Genomic DNA, 14,886 nt, shown 5'->3' on the forward strand with positions numbered 1-14,886 from the left:
CCGGTTATTTCACTAAGGGTGCAACGAAGCGCGTGGTGACGAAGCTGCTGTAATCGCTATCCGCTTCTGGCACTTTGCCCTGCTCTTTCAGGAAGCCGGCAGTATCGACAATCGCCTTGTTCACCGGCTTGCCGAGCTGCTCCACCTGCTGCTGCGCGGTGAGGTACGTGTTGCCTTTTACCAGCACCGGCACATCCGCTTCGGGTACACCGCTCAGGCGCGCCAGCTTGCTCAGGTTGTCTGACTGCTTCAGCCATTGATCCGGATTGGCAATGTAAGCTTGCTGCGCTTCAACGGCGCTGCGGGCAAAGGCGGTGACGATTTCTGGATGCTGCTGCGCAAAGTCTTTACGCACCACCCACACATCAAGCGTTGGCGCGCCCCACTTGCCGACCTGCGAAGAGTCCGTCAGCACCTTGCCATCTTTCTCCAGCTCGTTAACCGCCGGAGACCAGACGTAAGCGCCGTCAATGTCACCGCGTTTCCAGGCAGCAATAATCGCCGGCGGCTGCAGGTTGACTAAGGTCACTTGCGAAGGCTTGATGCCCCAATGCTTGAGCGCGGCGAGGAAGCTGTAGTGCGTAGTCGAGATGAACGGCACGGCGATGCGCTTGCCAATCAGGTCTTTAGGATCTTTGATGGTTTTCTTCACCACCAGCGCTTCGGAGTTACCGAGCTGAGAGGCCAGCAGGAAAGCTTCAATCGGCAGCTTTTGCGTGGCGGCGACCGCCAGCGGGCTGGAACCGATATTACCAATCTGCACGTCGCCCGACGCCAGTGCACGTAACACGCTGGCCCCGCTATCAAATTTGCGCCAGTCGACGGTAGCACCGCTCTCTTTGGCGAAGGTGTTATCCGCCTGCGCCACTTTGGCTGGTTCAGCCGAGGTCTGATACGCCACGGTAACGTTGACCGCTTGCGCCTGGAACGCCATCAGGGCCAGAGCCGCTGTGACCGCCGTTATTGTTTTTTTCATTGCCATCATCATTCACCCTAATGTGTTTTGTCTGGGCAGTTTCTCCAGCAACAGTAATTTCATAAAGGAATTAAAAATTATCCCTAATGACGATCCGTTCTTAGATCAACATCGGGCAAGGCTATGCAAAAAGTGCAAATGGAAAGAAAAGGGAAAGCGGTAAATATGTCACACGCTCACATGGCAGCTGTGATATTGATAGAGATCTCATTTTTTAACTCTTTACTAACGGTCCTGAATCCATGTCGATAGAAAAAGTCGCACACCTGGCTGGCGTGTCAAAAGCCACCGTTTCACGGGTTTTGAACCAGAATCCCGGCGTGCGCCCGGATACGCGTGCCAAAGTGCTGGCGGCCATCGACATCTGCGACTATCAGCCCAACCTGCTGGCGCGCCAGTTGCGCACTTCGCAAAGCCATATGTTGTTAGTGCTGATTCCCGACATCACCAATCCATTCTGCTCACGCGTGGTTCAGGGCATTGAAGCCGAAGCTGAAGCGCAGGGTTACCACATTCTGCTGTGTAACTCAGGATCGCAGCTGCGGCGCGAAGCGGCCTACATTGCGTTGCTCACCGGCAAAGTGGTCGACGGCGTGATCACCATGGATGCCGCCAGCAGCCTGCATGAGCTGAAAGAATTGATTGGCGATCAGCCTTGGGTGCAGTGCGCGGAATACGATCCGTCAATCGCCGCCTCAAGCGTGGCGATTGATAATAAAGAAGCGGCTTTCGAAACCGTGCGTTATCTGGCGAGCAAAGGCCGACGTCGTATTGCGCTGGTGAACTGTGATATGCGCTACCTCTATTCACATAAGCGTGAAGAGGGATATCGCGCGGCGCTGGAGAAGCTGGATCTCAGCTGGTGCGGTGTGGCTTATGCCGAGAATATCACCTGCGAAGCGGGCAGTGCGGCTTTGCGCGAACTGCTCACGCAGCCGGAACCGCCGGATGCGGTGTTTGCGGTATCAGATGTGTTGGCGGTCGGCGTCATCCACGCGGCGTTGGAAGCAGGTTTACGCGTACCGGAAGATTTAGCGGTGGTGGGATTTGATGGCATCAACTTTACCAGCAGCCTGAATCCACCGCTGACCACGATTGAGCAGCCGATGAATCGTATGGGTGTGCGCAGCGTACAGCTGTTGCTGCAACGCATCCGCCAGCCTAACGCGTCGGTAGTCCATGAAGTATTGCCGTGGAAGCGCGTTGAACGCGCTTCCAGCTAACTTAGCGCCAAATCAGCAATACGCAGGCAGCGGTGAGCAAGCCCATCGCCAGATTGAAGATTTTCCACGCGCGTGGGCTGCGCAGCAGACGTCCAATCAGCGAGCCAAAGCCCATCCAGATCACCCCGGAAACCACGTTCACCATGAACATGCCGATGCTGATCGCCACCACCGAATGCAGATATTCGCTGCCCGCCAGGCTGAAGCTGGCCACCGCGCCGAGCGCCATCAGCCAGGCTTTCGGGTTGATCAACTGCAGCAAGCCGCCTTGCCAGAAAGGCATCTGCTTCACCGTGACATCGTCGGTTTCCAGTTTTTCATACTCGGCGCTGGCGATTTTCCATGCCAGCCACAGCAGATAAAGGCTACCGGCAATCTTCAGGATGAGATGCAGCGAGGGATAAAGCAGGATGAGGCCGCCGATGCCAAATGCCACCATTAGCAACATGACTTGCATACCAATCATGATACCAATCAGCAGCGGAATGGTGCGCAGGAAGCCAAAATTAGCACCCGAGGCGGTAAGTAACATATTATTGGGCCCGGGCGTGATGGCCGCGACCCAGAGAAAACCTAACATTGATAAAAAAAGACTCAGTTCCATGTATATTCGGGTGCTCCTCACCCAGTAAAGCGAACAACCCATCGAAGCTATCAGCGACTTATGCATCAGACAAGCCTTTACCCAAGCTATTTTGATCGCCCCAGCGGCGAGCGTTTTAAACCCCTGCGCGGATTCAGTAACGCGCATCTGCAAACGCTGCTGCCGCGTATTCTGCGGCGCCGCGTTACGTTACGTCCGCACTGGCAGCGTCTTGACCTGCCGGACGGCGATTTTGTCGATTTAGCGTGGAGTGAAGATCCGGCGCAGGCGCGTCATAAACCGCGCATGGTGATGTTTCACGGCCTGGAAGGCAGCTTTCGCAGCCCGTATGCGCACGGCCTGATGCAGGCGTGTCAGGCACGCGGCTGGCTGGCGGTGGTAATGCACTTTCGCGGCTGCAGCGGCGAGCCTAATCGCTTAAAGCGCATCTATCACTCCGGTGAAACCGAAGACGCCACCTACTTCCTTCACTGGCTGCAGCGCGAATGGGGCAGCGTACCCACCGCCGCCGTCGGCGTTTCGCTGGGCGGCAACATGCTCGCTTGTTTGCTGGGTCAGCAAGGTCACGATGTACCGATTGATGCCGGCATCGCCATCTCAGCGCCGCTGGCGCTCGAGCCTTGCAGCGGCAAGCTGGATGTGGGGTTTTCACGCTTTTATCAGCACTATTTACTGACGCAGCTGAAAAAGAACGCCACGCGCAAACTGCGCGCCTGGCCTGGCACGCTGCCGGTCGATCTCAGCCAGTTACGTGCTTTCCGCCGCTTACGCGAGTTCGATGATGCGATAACCGCACGTGCGCACGGTTTTATTGACGCCAACGACTATTATCAACGAGCCAGCGCGATGCCGTTGCTGACCGGCGTGCGTAAACCGCTGTTGATCATTCACGCGCAAGACGATCCCTTTATGACCGATGCCGTTATTCCGCAACCTGACCAGCTGTCAGCCTCCATTCAGTATCAGCTGACGCAGCAAGGCGGCCACGTCGGTTTCGTCGGCGGCACCGTTCTTAAACCGAAAATGTGGCTGGAACAGCGCGTGCCCGACTGGCTCTCAACTTATCTGGATGTGTAATTGTGATTATTCCCTGGCAAGAACTCGAAGCGGACACGCTGGAAAACCTGATTGAAACCTTCGTGTTACGCGAAGGCACTGATTACGGCGAGCAGGAACGCAGTTTGCTGCAAAAAGTCACCGACGTACGCCGCCAACTGGAGCGCGGCGACGTGGTGCTGGTGTGGTCGGAACTGCATGAATCGATCAATATTATGCCGAAGGGTGAATTCCGCGGCTGATGCACCCCGCGGCAATTCGTGGTAACAATGCTCATCGCCGGACTTCACAGGGAGCTCTGTTATGTCAGCCAGGCATCCAATTATTGCCGTCACCGGTTCCAGCGGCGCCGGAACCACCACCACCAGCCTCGCCTTCCGTAAAATTTTCCAGCAGCTGAATTTGCATGCGGCGGAACTCGAAGGCGACAGTTTCCATCGCTACACACGTCCGGAAATGGACATGGCGATCCGCAAGGCGCGCGATCTCGGGCGTCACATCAGCTACTTCGGCCCGGAAGCCAACGACTTCGGCCTGCTGGAGCAGACGTTTAAACATTACGGCCAAACCGGCCTTGGCGAATCGCGCAAATATCTACATACCTACGATGAAGCCGTGCCGTGGAATCAGGTGCCGGGCACTTTTACGCCGTGGCAGCCGCTGCCGGAAAACACCGATGTGCTGTTCTATGAAGGCTTACACGGCGGCGTGGTCACGCAGCAGCAAAATGTGGCGGAGCATGTCGATCTGCTGGTTGGCGTGGTGCCGATTGTTAACCTTGAGTGGATTCAGAAGCTGGTGCGTGACACCAGCGAGCGCGGCCATTCACGCGAAGCGGTGATGGATTCGGTGGTACGGTCAATGGAGGATTACATTAACTTCATCACGCCACAGTTCTCGCGCACCCACATTAACTTCCAGCGCGTGCCGACCGTTGATACCTCAAACCCGTTTGCCGCACGCGAAATTCCGTCGCTCGACGAAAGCTTCGTGGTGATCCATTTCCGTGGTCTGGAAGGCATCGCGTTCCCCTATCTGCTGGCGATGATTCAGGGATCGTTTATTTCGCACATCAATACGCTGGTGGTGCCGGGTGGCAAAATGGGATTGGCGATGGAGCTGATTATGCTGCCGCTGGTACAGCGACTGATTGAAGGGAAGCGGATTGAATAAGCGAAGTCATTCCGTAGCGGCGCAATTTATTGCGCAATGAATTGCGCCGCTACAATCCGAGTTATAACTCGATCACCTCATAGCTGTGGGTAATTTCGACGCCTTTACCCAGCATGATCGCTACCGAACAATATTTTTCCGCTGACAGATCAACCGCACGCGAAACGGCCTTGTCGCTCAATGCTTTACCGCTGACAATAAAATGCAGGTTGATGTGGGTAAAAATGCGTGGCGCTTCTTCACGGCGTTCCGATGTGAGCTTCACTTCGCAATCGGCCACATCGCTGCGCCCTTTTTGCAGGATCGACACCACATCAATAGCGCTACAGCCGCCCGCGGCCATCAGCACCATCTCCATTGGACTTGGCGCTTTATCACCGGAATTACCATCCATCAATACCTGATGGCCGGATGAGGATTCTCCGAGAAAGGTAAGACCTTCCACCCATTTCACTCGTGCCTGCATGATTCTTTCTCCTGAAGCGGCGGTTTTGCCGCCAGAGTACGCTTTCACCTGACAAACAGCAATCCAGAGTAATCCCCCTTCTGCTGAAGCGAGACAACACAAGACAGCTCGCAAAAGCTGTGCTACAAACAGTGCTGAAAATATTTTCGTCATCACAGACGAAGGCCGGAAGAATCAAAAGCGTAGCTTAAGAGTCCACCCGGAATAATTTTTCCTTTACTGGAAACGCTCGACGATTAAACCGCCTGACAGGGAAAAAAATGCCCCCTGTGTTTTGGGCACGATTACAACAGAGGATAATAGCGAATGGTTCTCGGCAAACCGCAAACAGACCCTACACTCGAATGGTTCCTGTCCCATTGCCATATTCACAAATATCCATCCAAAAGCACGCTCATCCATCAGGGTGAGAAAGCGGAAACGCTGTACTACATCGTAAAAGGTTCCGTAGCGGTACTGATTAAAGATGAAGAAGGCAAAGAGATGATTCTCTCCTACCTCAATCAGGGGGATTTCATCGGCGAACTCGGTCTTTTCGAAGAAGGCCAGGAACGTAGTGCTTGGGTGCGTGCGAAGTCTGCCTGCGAAGTGGCTGAAATTTCATACAAAAAATTCCGTCAGCTGATTCAGGTAAACCCGGATATTTTAATGCGACTTTCTTCGCAAATGGCGCGTCGTCTGCAAGTGACATCTGAGAAAGTGGGCAACCTTGCCTTCCTCGATGTCACCGGACGTATTGCGCAAACGCTGCTAAATCTGGCCAAACAGCCAGATGCGATGACTCACCCAGACGGGATGCAAATCAAAATCACCCGTCAGGAGATTGGTCAGATCGTGGGCTGCTCACGCGAAACCGTGGGTCGTATCCTGAAAATGCTGGAAGATCAGAACCTGATCTCCGCACACGGTAAAACCATCGTCGTTTACGGCACCCGCTAATTTCTTCTCACCCACGGCGTGATGGCAACATCGCGCCGTTTCTATTTGCGATGAGCTGATGTGGCGCCGAATCATCTATCATCCCGAAGTTAACTATGCGCTGCGGCAAACGCTGGTGCTGTGCCTGCCTGTGGCTCTCGGTTGGCTGTTTGGCGATCTGCAAAAAGGTCTGCTGTTCTCGTTAGTGCCCGCCTGCTGCAACATGGCGGGACTGGATACGCCGCACAAACGCTTCTTCAAACGCCTGATTGTGGGTGGTTCGCTGTTTGCCACCGGCAGTTTCCTGATGCAAATCCTCACCGCTTACCAGATACCGCTGCCGCTGATTTTACTGGCGCTGCCGCTGCTGATTGGCGTAACCGGCGAAATCGGCCCGCTGCACGCGCGCCTGCTGCCCGCCACACTCATCGCCGCCATCTTTACGCTCAGCTTAGTGGGACGCATGCCGATATGGGTGCCGCCGCTGCTCTATATTGGCGGCACGCTGTGGTACGGCTTGTTCAACTGGTTCTGGTTCTGGCTGTGGAAAGAGCAGCCGATGCGCGAATCGCTCAGCCTGCTGTTCCGCGAGCTGGCGGATTACTGCGATGCCAAATACACCTTACTGACGCAGCTGACCGATCCAGAGAAAGCGCTGCCGCCGCTGCTGGCGCGCCAGCAAAAGGCGGTCGACCTCATCACCACCTGTTATCAGCAAATGCATATGCTGTCGGCGAGCCGCGATAACAGCCACAAACGCCTGACGCGCGCTTTCCAGGTTGCGCTGGATTTACAGGAACACATCTCCGTGAGTTTGCATCAGCCCGAAGAGGTGCAGAAGCTGGTTGAGGAGAGCCACGCTGAAGCGGTGATTCGCTGGAACGCCAAAATTATCTCGGCGCGGCTGCGCGTGCTGGCGGATGCGATTCTCTACCATCAGCTGCCGGATCGTTTTCACATGGAGAAACAGCTCGGCGCGCTGGAGAAAATTGCACGCCAGCATCCGGATAATCCGGTCGGCAACTTCTGCCTGTATCACTTCAGTCGCATCGCCCGCGTGTTGCGTACGCAGAAGCCGCTCTACACGCGTGACCTGATGGCCGATCGCCAGCGCCGTTTGCCGCTGTTGCCGGCGCTGCGCAGTTATCTGTCATTCAAATCCACCGCGTTACGCACCGCAGCCCGCTTCGCTGTGATGCTGATGTTTGGCAGCTCGCTGGCGCTGTTCTTCAACATCCCCAAACCTTACTGGATTCTGATGACCATCATGTTCGTCAGCCAGAACGGTTACAACGCCACGCGCGTGCGTATTCAGCACCGTGCGCTGGGCACTTTCGCCGGATTGCTGATCGCCGCCGCGTCACTGCAGCTGGCGGTGCCGGAATCGATCACGCTGCTGTTTATGCTGGGGATTACGCTGGCGAGCTATCTGATCACGCGGAAATATTATGGCTGGTCGATGATTGGCTTTACCGTCACGGCGGTGTATTCGCTGCAATTGCTGTCGCTGAACGGCGCGCAGTTTCTGCTGCCGCGTATGATGGATACCTTGATGGGCTGTTTAATTGCCTTCGCCGGGATGATTTGGCTGTGGCCGCAGTGGCAAAGCGGGCTGCTGCGCAAGAACGCTCACGATGCGCTGGAAGCCTATCAGGAGGCGCTGCAACTGCTGCTGGGGCCGGAACAGTCGCCCGATAAACTGGCTTATCAGCGCATAAAGGTTAATCAGGCGCACAACGCGCTGTTCAACTCATTGAACCAGGCATCGAGCGAGCCGGGCTTTAACCTGCAATATCTGAAAGATATGCGCATGTGGGTTACGCACAGTCAGTTCATCGTCGAGCATATTAATGCCATGACGATTCTGGCGCGCGAGCACACCATGCTGACATCGAAGCTGGCAGAACGTTATCTGCAATCCTGTGAAATCGCGCTGCAGCGTTGTCAGCAGCGGCTGGCGTATGACGGTCCGGGTAACGACAGCAATATTCTGGAAGCGCCGGAGAATCTTAATGAAGGGCCGGTGACGATTGTCGAACAGCATGTGAAGCGGATATTGCAGCACCTCAGCGTAATGCACACCATCTCTTCGCTGGCGTGGAGCCAGCGACCGCATCATGGCCGCTGGCTCAAAGTGTTACGTCCGAAAGCGGATTAAGCGGTCAGCACCTTTTCAATCGCGCTGGCGAAACGCGTCATGCCTTCGGCGATATCGGTTGGTTCAATCACCAGCGACGGCACAAAACGGATCACGTCAGTACCGGCGGTGAGAATCATCAGCCCTTCCGCGGCGGAAGCGTTGAGGATGTCACGCGCTTTGCTGGCGAACTGCGGCCTCAGCGCGGCACCAATCAACAGACCTTTGCCGCGAATCTCGCTGAAGATAGCGAATTTGCTGTCGATGGCTTGCAGCGCTTCAACAAACTGCTGACGACGCGCTTCCACACCTTCCAGCACTTCTGGCGTGTTGATAATATCCAGCGCGGTTTCAGCGATAGCACACGCCAGCGGATTGCCGCCGTAAGTGGTGCCGTGCACGCCCGGCGCCATTACTGAGGCGATTTCGTTGGTGGTCAACATCGCACTCACCGGGAAACCGCCGCCCAGCGCTTTGGCGGTGGTGAGGATATCGGGCTTGATACCGTAATGTTCATACGCAAAGAGTTTGCCGCTGCGTCCCATGCCGCTCTGCACTTCATCCAGCACCAACAGCGCATGATGTTCATCACAGAGTGCGCGCAGGCCTTGCATAAATTCTGGCGTAGCCGGCATTACGCCGCCTTCGCCCTGAATCGGCTCGACCACGATGGCGCAGGTATGGTCGTCAATCACCGCTTTCACCGCATCGAGATCGTTGAACGGCACATGCACGATATCCGCCGGTTTTGGACCGAAGCCATCAGAATATTTCGGCTGGCCACCCACCGACACGGTGAACAGCGTGCGACCGTGGAAGGCGTTATGGAAGGCGATGATTTTACTTTTGAACGGGCTGTGTTTTTTGCAGGCGTAATAACGCGCCAGCTTGAATGCCGCTTCATTGGCTTCCGCGCCGGAATTACCGAAAAACACCCGATCGGCAAAGGTCGCGGCAATCAGTTTACTCGCCAGACGCAGCGCCGGTTCGTTGGTGAACACGTTGCTGGTGTGCCACAGCGTTTCGCCCTGGGTTTTCAGCGTTTCCACCAGCGCCGGATGACAATGGCCCAATGCAGTCACCGCGATACCGCCAGAGAAATCGATATACTCTTTGCCCTGCTGATCCCACACTCGGCTGCCTTTGCCTTTTACCGGCACAAACTGCGCAGGTGCATAAACAGGCAAAATTACGTTATCGAACGTTTCCCGGGTTACCGCTAGTTTTTCCGCTGCCATTGACGACCTCATCGGGTTATTTGTTGAGCTGATGTGAAATTATAATCACAAAATATGCATAAAAAGTCACACGAAGGCAAACATAAGTTACGCGTTGAGGAAATTAGCCAGTAGCTGATGCCCTTGCTCACTGAGGATGCTTTCCGGATGGAACTGCACGCCTTCCAGCGGCAAGCTGCGATGGCGGAAACCCATGATCTCATCCGGCTGGCCGTCGCGCAGGCTCCACGCGGTGACTTCAAACTCAGCGGGCAGCGTATCGCGCGCCACAATCAATGAGTGATAGCGGGTCACGGTAAGCGGATTATTCAGATCACGAAACACACCTTGGTTGGTGTGCTGAATCAGCGAGGTTTTGCCATGCATCACCTGCCGCGCGCGTACCACCTGCGCGCCATAGGCTTGCGCAATCGCCTGATGTCCAAGGCAAACGCCGAGGATTGGCAAGCGCCCGGCAAAATGGCGAATAGCCGCGAGCGAGATGCCAGATTGATCCGGCGTACATGGGCCCGGCGAAATCACCAGATGCGTCAGCGGCAGCGCTGCCATCTCATCCAGCGTAATGGCGTCGTTACGCACCACACGCACATCCGCGCCCAGCTCGCAGAAGTATTGGTAGAGATTCCAGGTGAAGGAGTCGTAGTTATCGATTAGCAGCAGCATAGCGCCCTCAGGCCAGTAAAAGCGGCGCTATTCTACCCATTTTACTTCGCCGGGCTTACCACTTTCGCAAACTGCGCGGTAAGCGGTGCCAGATCGCCGGCGACGCCCGCCGAGATCGCAGCGCGCCACGCATCACGTTCGAGTGTTTCCCACGAAAGCTGATACCCGGCATGCAGTGCCAACTGCTCGAAGAAGATGCGCTGCGCGCGGCCATTGCCGGCGCGGAACGGATGCAGCACGAAGATCTCACAATAGTAATGTGCGATACGCGCCACGAACGCTTCCTGCTCAAGGTCAGCCAGGCCGCGCTCTTCCTCCAGCGCCTGCATCAGCGTGTTGCCCTCTTTCTCGATGTATTCGCAATGACAATACGGCGTTTCATCGCGCCAGATATCAATGGTGCGCAATTCTCCCGCCCAGCTGTAGAGATCCTGAAACAGCGTGCGATGAATATGGCAAAGACGTGGCAAACCGATGCTGCGCTGGCCAAGTTCTAACGTCGCCAGGCGCGCGGTGCTGAAAGCCAGTTCCGCTTTGCGCAGCTGGGCTTCATCATGAATATCGAGGCGATTCTTCAACACATTGTCGTTGTGCCACAAATAGGGATCGCGTACCGCTAAGCTGTTATCCACCATATTGCCTCCTCAGCGACTCGAGTCGCCCCTCAGCATGTTCGGCATCGATAAGAGCTTCGCTATAGGTATATCCGGCCAGTCGACAGCTGGCCTGGTAGCTCGCAGCTCGGCGCTGCTGCCACAAAGTGGCTTTCTGTTTCTCAGTGAGTTTGCTAGTCATAGCGCCTCCGGCAAGCAATGAGCCCTAAGTATAAGCAGCAATTTTTTGCTTTGCCGGAGAGCCAATGATGCGCCATGCGAAAATGGCGCGTTTCAGAATTAAGGCAGGACTTTGGCGGAGAGGATAACAATCGGTTTTGACGGCACATTTTGGTACGGTCCCACATCTTTGGTAGGGACCTGCGCAATCTTGTCGATCACATCCTGGCCTTTCACAACTTTACCAAATACCGCATAGCCGAAATCACGCTGACCGTGATCGAGGAACGCATTATCGGCTACGTTGAGGAAAAACTGGCTGGTGGCGCTGTCTTTATCTGCGGTACGCGCCATCGAAATGGTGCCGCGCAGATTACGCAAGCCGTTGTCGGCTTCGTTTTTGATCGGCGCTACCGTTTGCTTCTGCTGCATGTCGGTAGTGAAACCGCCGCCCTGAATCATAAAGCCAGGAATAACGCGGTGGAAAATGGTGTTGTTGTAGAAACCATTGTTGACGTAATCAACAAAGTTTTTCACCGAAACCGGGGCTTTCTGGTTGTTCAGTTCGAGTTCAATATTGCCCGCAGAGGTGGTGAGCAGCACATGTGGATCGCCTTTTGCGGCGAGCGCGGCAGACGATACGGAAGAGAGCGCTAACAGGGCAACCGCCGCTGTCAAAGTACGTTTAAGCATGAAAGATTCCTTACCATGGAGAGCTAGCTCAAAAACGAGATTGATTGTAAAGAGCATGTGATCCAAGAGCCAGCGTTTTACCGATATTTACGTGGATGTTGCTATTGTCATACTTTTGCCGCCACGCAATCATTTGCGTGATGAAAATCACACTCTCAATGAAATATTTCCGCCTTGTTACACTCGTTGTTTATTAAGATCACAGCAACACTTACAATTCATGACACTTTTTGCCAACTTCGTCGCTTAACAGGTTCAGAACATGACAAACCGTAATCGCATTGGCCTTACCTGGATTAGCTATTTCTCCTATGCGCTCACCGGCGCACTGGTGATCGTTACCGGTATGGTGCTGGACAATATCGCGCAGTATTTCCAGCGCCCTATTTCAGAAATGAGCAACACTTTCACATTCCTCAATGCGGGCATTTTGGTGTCGGTGTTCCTGAACGCCTGGCTGATGGTGATTGTGCCGTTGAAGCGCCAGCTGATCTTTGGCTTTGTGCTGATGATCCTCGCCGTTGCCGGCCTGATGACCAGCCACGATCTCACCGTCTTCTCGCTGTGCATGTTCATCCTCGGCGTCGTCAGCGGCATCACGATGTCGATCGGTACCTTCCTGATCACCCATCTGTACGATGGCCGTCAGCGCGGCGCACGTCTGCTGTTTACCGATTCGTTCTTCAGCATGGCGGGCACCATCTTTCCGATCATCGCCGGTATCTTACTGGCGCGCGCGTTGCCGTGGTATTGGGTTTACGCCTGCATCGGCATCATTTATGTCGCGATCTTTGTGCTGACGCTGTTCATTGAGTTCCCGGTGCTGAAAAGCGAAGCCGCTAAGCCAGGCGTTGAGAAAGAGAAATGGGGCATCGGCGTGCTGTTCCTGTCGATTGCAGCACTCTGCTATATCCTCGGCCAGCTCGGCTTCATCTCGTGGGTGCCGGAATACGCCACCAAATCGATGGGCATGGATATCGCCGCTGCCGGTCAGCTGGTGGGTAACTTCTGGACCGCGTACATGGTCGGCATGTGGGTGTTCAGCTTCGTGCTGCGCTTCTTCGATCTGCAGCGCATCCTGATGGTACTGGCGGCGCTGGCAACCGGTTTGATGTACTGGTTCGTCACTTCTAAAGACGCCAGCATGCTGCACTGGATCATCATGACGCTGGGCTTCAGCTCAAGCGCGATTTACACCACCATCATCACGCTGGGATCGCTGCAAACCAAGGTCTCTTCACCGAAGCTGGTGAACTTCATCCTGACCTGCGGCACCGTCGGCACCATGTTGACCTTCGTGGTAACCGGCCCAATCGTGGCGCAAGGTGGCGCACATGCTGCGCTCTCAACGGCTAACGGTTTGTACGCCGTGGTGTTTGTGATGTGTGTTCTGCTCGGCTTTGTGACCAAACATCGCCAGCACGGTCACGTCACCCACTAAGTTTGACGGGCGGACCGCGGTCCGCCCTGCACTTCAACGTTTGAAGGTTACCGCTTCTTTTCCCGCTAAATAGATCTCGCTGCTGGCGGGCTGCGTCGCAGCGACCAACACACCTTTACGTACTGAATAACGCACCGGCACCTGACGCCGCACCGCATCAAATCCACTCTCCGCCGGCAGAATAATCAGACTGGCATCATTACCTGCCTCAATACCGTAATTCGTCAGCTGCAGGGTTTTGGCGCTGTTGGCGGTAATCAGCTGCAATCCATTATCAATCTGCTCGTAACCCATCAGCTGACAGACATGCAATCCCATGTGCAGCACCTGCAGCATGCTGGCAGTGCCGAGCGGATACCAGGGATCGAACACATCATCGTGGCCAAAGCAGACGTTGATATTCGCTTCCAGCAGCTCTTTCACCCGCGTGATGCCGCGACGTTTCGGATAGCTATCAAAGCGCCCTTGCAGATGGATATTCACCAGCGGATTGGCGACAAAGTTGATATTCGAGAGCTTAAGCAGACGGAACAGCCGCGACGTGTAGGCATTATTGTAGGAGTGCATCGCCGTAGTGTGGCTGGCGGTGACGCGCTCGCCGTTGCCATCGCGGTGTGCCAGCGCCGCCACGGTTTCGACAAAGCGCGACTGCTCATCGTCGATCTCGTCGCAGTGCACATCCACCAGCCGATCGTAGCGATTAGCCAGCGCAAAGGTTTTATGCAGCGACTCCACGCCGTATTCGCGGGTGAATTCGTAGTGCGGAATCGCGCCCACCACATCCGCGCCCATGCGCAGCGCCTCTTCCAGCAACGCTTCGCCGTTCGGATAAGAGAGAATCCCTTCCTGCGGAAACGCCACAATCTGGATGTCGATCCACGGCGCCATTTCCGCTTTCACCTCCAGCATCGCTGTTAACGCGGTCAGCGTGGGATCGGAGACATCGACGTGAGTCCGCACATGCTGAATCCCGTTGGCGATTTGCCACTTCAAAGTTTGCTGCGCGCGCTGTTTCACATCGTCATGGCTCAGTAGCGCTTTGCGCTCCGCCCAGCGCTCGATGCCTTCAAACAGCGTGCCGGATTGGTTCCAGGCGGGTTCGCCAGCGGTTTGCGTGGTATCGAGGTGAATATGCGGCTCGATAAACGGCGCGCTCGCCAGTCCGCCCTCCGCATCCAGCGCGTCAGGCTGGGCTGCGGTTTGCGGCGGCTGTGGGCGAATTTGCGCAATCTTGCCGTTGGCGATTTCGATCTGCCACAAGCCTTGCTGGCCCGCTAAGCGCAGGTTGTTGATCCACTTCAGTGACGGGTTGGCCATGCCGTACTCCTGTAAAACACAAAACCTAAAGCTAGCATGAAAACCCCTGTCACCGCGGGCACATTCCGTAGCGGTGCAATTTATTGCGCGATGAATCGTGCCGCTACGGAATGTACGGCGAAGAAATGATTAGGTAATTATCAACCAAATAAGCCACTTAACTAATTCGTTCAAAATCAGTTACATAACTCGAAATAGGTATATAAGG

General features: G+C 55.2%; 16 protein-coding genes. 7 read left to right on the plus strand and 9 right to left on the minus strand.

Annotation, left to right across the window (positions count from 1 at the left end; translation table 11 throughout):
- Positions 1-4 precede the first annotated feature (4 nt).
- Complete coding sequence (tauA, locus tag FCN45_RS17800) at positions 5-985, minus strand: taurine ABC transporter substrate-binding protein (protein ID WP_137386643.1); 981 nt, start codon at positions 983-985, stop codon at positions 5-7.
- A gap of 233 nt (positions 986-1,218) precedes the next feature.
- On the opposite strand from tauA, the gene FCN45_RS17805 reads away from it, so the two are divergent.
- Entirely contained in the window at positions 1,219-2,199 is a 981-nt protein-coding gene (locus FCN45_RS17805; RefSeq protein WP_137386644.1) for a LacI family DNA-binding transcriptional regulator, read from the plus strand.
- A gap of 1 nt (position 2,200) precedes the next feature.
- Here the strand turns inward: FCN45_RS17805 and FCN45_RS17810 are convergent, their stop codons facing one another.
- On the minus strand, positions 2,201-2,803 hold the full coding sequence (locus tag FCN45_RS17810) for a LysE family translocator (protein ID WP_110867604.1): 603 nt from the start codon (positions 2,801-2,803) through the stop codon (positions 2,201-2,203).
- A 60-nt stretch (positions 2,804-2,863) separates the two neighbouring features.
- On the opposite strand from FCN45_RS17810, the gene FCN45_RS17815 reads away from it, so the two are divergent.
- The 3 genes from FCN45_RS17815 (at position 2,864) to FCN45_RS17825 (ending at position 5,032) form a co-directional block, all read left to right on the plus strand.
- Positions 2,864-3,880, plus strand: coding sequence for a hydrolase (locus FCN45_RS17815; RefSeq protein ID WP_101762647.1), 1,017 nt, complete (start codon positions 2,864-2,866; stop codon positions 3,878-3,880).
- A gap of 2 nt (positions 3,881-3,882) precedes the next feature.
- On the plus strand, positions 3,883-4,101 hold the full coding sequence (locus FCN45_RS17820; RefSeq protein WP_137386645.1) for a YheU family protein: 219 nt from the start codon (positions 3,883-3,885) through the stop codon (positions 4,099-4,101).
- A 61-nt stretch (positions 4,102-4,162) separates the two neighbouring features.
- The gene (locus tag FCN45_RS17825; protein ID WP_101762648.1) at positions 4,163-5,032 is read left to right on the plus strand and encodes a phosphoribulokinase; all 870 of its coding nucleotides are present in this window, start codon (positions 4,163-4,165) and stop codon (positions 5,030-5,032) included.
- Between the two features lie 61 nt (positions 5,033-5,093).
- On the opposite strand, the gene FCN45_RS17830 is transcribed toward FCN45_RS17825, so the two are convergent.
- Positions 5,094-5,498 carry an OsmC family protein gene (locus FCN45_RS17830; RefSeq protein ID WP_101762649.1) on the minus strand — a complete coding sequence of 135 codons (405 nt, stop codon included), beginning with the start codon at positions 5,496-5,498 and terminating at the stop codon, positions 5,094-5,096.
- A 306-nt stretch (positions 5,499-5,804) separates the two neighbouring features.
- On the opposite strand from FCN45_RS17830, the gene crp reads away from it, so the two are divergent.
- Both crp and FCN45_RS17840 read left to right on the plus strand, forming a co-directional pair.
- Positions 5,805-6,437 (plus strand): cAMP-activated global transcriptional regulator CRP, encoded by a 633-nt coding sequence (crp, locus tag FCN45_RS17835; protein ID WP_003852956.1) that lies wholly within the window; start codon positions 5,805-5,807, stop codon positions 6,435-6,437.
- 58 nt (positions 6,438-6,495) lie between these two features.
- Entirely contained in the window at positions 6,496-8,574 is a 2,079-nt protein-coding gene (locus tag FCN45_RS17840) for a YccS/YhfK family putative transporter (RefSeq protein ID WP_137386646.1), read from the plus strand.
- Here FCN45_RS17840 and FCN45_RS17845 read toward each other — a convergent pair.
- The 5 genes from FCN45_RS17845 to ppiA all read right to left on the minus strand — a co-directional run bounded on the left by FCN45_RS17845 (position 8,571) and on the right by ppiA (position 11,920).
- Positions 8,571-9,791 (minus strand): aspartate aminotransferase family protein, encoded by a 1,221-nt coding sequence (locus FCN45_RS17845; RefSeq protein WP_137386647.1) that lies wholly within the window; start codon positions 9,789-9,791, stop codon positions 8,571-8,573. The two genes, FCN45_RS17840 and FCN45_RS17845, sit on opposite strands and share 4 nt — an antisense overlap.
- A gap of 87 nt (positions 9,792-9,878) precedes the next feature.
- Complete coding sequence (locus FCN45_RS17850; RefSeq protein ID WP_137386648.1) at positions 9,879-10,454, minus strand: aminodeoxychorismate synthase component II; 576 nt, start codon at positions 10,452-10,454, stop codon at positions 9,879-9,881.
- A gap of 41 nt (positions 10,455-10,495) precedes the next feature.
- Positions 10,496-11,089: a putative adenosine monophosphate-protein transferase Fic gene (locus tag FCN45_RS17855; protein WP_101762653.1), complete on the minus strand. Its 594-nt coding sequence runs from the start codon at positions 11,087-11,089 to the stop codon at positions 10,496-10,498.
- The gene (locus FCN45_RS17860) at positions 11,079-11,249 is read right to left on the minus strand and encodes a YhfG family protein (protein WP_137386649.1); all 171 of its coding nucleotides are present in this window, start codon (positions 11,247-11,249) and stop codon (positions 11,079-11,081) included. The genes FCN45_RS17855 and FCN45_RS17860 overlap by 11 nt, the downstream gene beginning before the upstream one ends.
- 98 nt (positions 11,250-11,347) lie before the next feature.
- Positions 11,348-11,920 (minus strand): peptidylprolyl isomerase A, encoded by a 573-nt coding sequence (gene ppiA, locus FCN45_RS17865; protein WP_008101803.1) that lies wholly within the window; start codon positions 11,918-11,920, stop codon positions 11,348-11,350.
- A gap of 262 nt (positions 11,921-12,182) precedes the next feature.
- Here ppiA and tsgA point away from each other — a divergent pair, with 262 nt between their 5' ends.
- Positions 12,183-13,361, plus strand: coding sequence for an MFS transporter TsgA (gene tsgA, locus FCN45_RS17870; RefSeq protein WP_008101801.1), 1,179 nt, complete (start codon positions 12,183-12,185; stop codon positions 13,359-13,361).
- A gap of 33 nt (positions 13,362-13,394) precedes the next feature.
- Here the strand turns inward: tsgA and FCN45_RS17875 are convergent, their stop codons facing one another.
- On the minus strand, positions 13,395-14,678 hold the full coding sequence (locus tag FCN45_RS17875) for a cytosine deaminase (RefSeq protein ID WP_137386650.1): 1,284 nt from the start codon (positions 14,676-14,678) through the stop codon (positions 13,395-13,397).
- Between the last annotated feature and the right edge of the window lie 208 nt (positions 14,679-14,886).

The sequence above is a fragment of the Pantoea sp. SO10 genome, assembly GCF_005281435.1.
Lineage (GTDB): Bacteria > Pseudomonadota > Gammaproteobacteria > Enterobacterales > Enterobacteriaceae > Pantoea > Pantoea leporis.

Excerpts from the sequence above, each read along its gene's own strand:
- FCN45_RS17805 (WP_137386644.1), top strand. The coding sequence starts at position 1,219 with ATGTCGATAGAAAAAGTCGCACACCTGGCTGGCGTGTCAAAAGCCACC.
- FCN45_RS17830 (WP_101762649.1), bottom strand. The coding sequence starts at position 5,498 with ATGCAGGCACGAGTGAAATGGGTGGAAGGTCTTACCTTTCTCGGAGAA.
- ppiA (WP_008101803.1), bottom strand. The coding sequence starts at position 11,920 with ATGCTTAAACGTACTTTGACAGCGGCGGTTGCCCTGTTAGCGCTCTCT.
- tauA (WP_137386643.1), bottom strand. The coding sequence starts at position 985 with ATGATGGCAATGAAAAAAACAATAACGGCGGTCACAGCGGCTCTGGCC.
- FCN45_RS17855 (WP_101762653.1), bottom strand. The coding sequence starts at position 11,089 with ATGGTGGATAACAGCTTAGCGGTACGCGATCCCTATTTGTGGCACAAC.
- tsgA (WP_008101801.1), top strand. The coding sequence starts at position 12,183 with ATGACAAACCGTAATCGCATTGGCCTTACCTGGATTAGCTATTTCTCC.
- FCN45_RS17840 (WP_137386646.1), top strand. The coding sequence starts at position 6,496 with ATGTGGCGCCGAATCATCTATCATCCCGAAGTTAACTATGCGCTGCGG.
- FCN45_RS17810 (WP_110867604.1), bottom strand. The coding sequence starts at position 2,803 with ATGGAACTGAGTCTTTTTTTATCAATGTTAGGTTTTCTCTGGGTCGCG.
- FCN45_RS17845 (WP_137386647.1), bottom strand. The coding sequence starts at position 9,791 with ATGGCAGCGGAAAAACTAGCGGTAACCCGGGAAACGTTCGATAACGTA.
- FCN45_RS17875 (WP_137386650.1), bottom strand. The coding sequence starts at position 14,678 with ATGGCCAACCCGTCACTGAAGTGGATCAACAACCTGCGCTTAGCGGGC.
- FCN45_RS17815 (WP_101762647.1), top strand. The coding sequence starts at position 2,864 with ATGCATCAGACAAGCCTTTACCCAAGCTATTTTGATCGCCCCAGCGGC.
- FCN45_RS17825 (WP_101762648.1), top strand. The coding sequence starts at position 4,163 with ATGTCAGCCAGGCATCCAATTATTGCCGTCACCGGTTCCAGCGGCGCC.
- crp (WP_003852956.1), top strand. The coding sequence starts at position 5,805 with ATGGTTCTCGGCAAACCGCAAACAGACCCTACACTCGAATGGTTCCTG.
- FCN45_RS17850 (WP_137386648.1), bottom strand. The coding sequence starts at position 10,454 with ATGCTGCTGCTAATCGATAACTACGACTCCTTCACCTGGAATCTCTAC.
- FCN45_RS17860 (WP_137386649.1), bottom strand. The coding sequence starts at position 11,249 with ATGACTAGCAAACTCACTGAGAAACAGAAAGCCACTTTGTGGCAGCAG.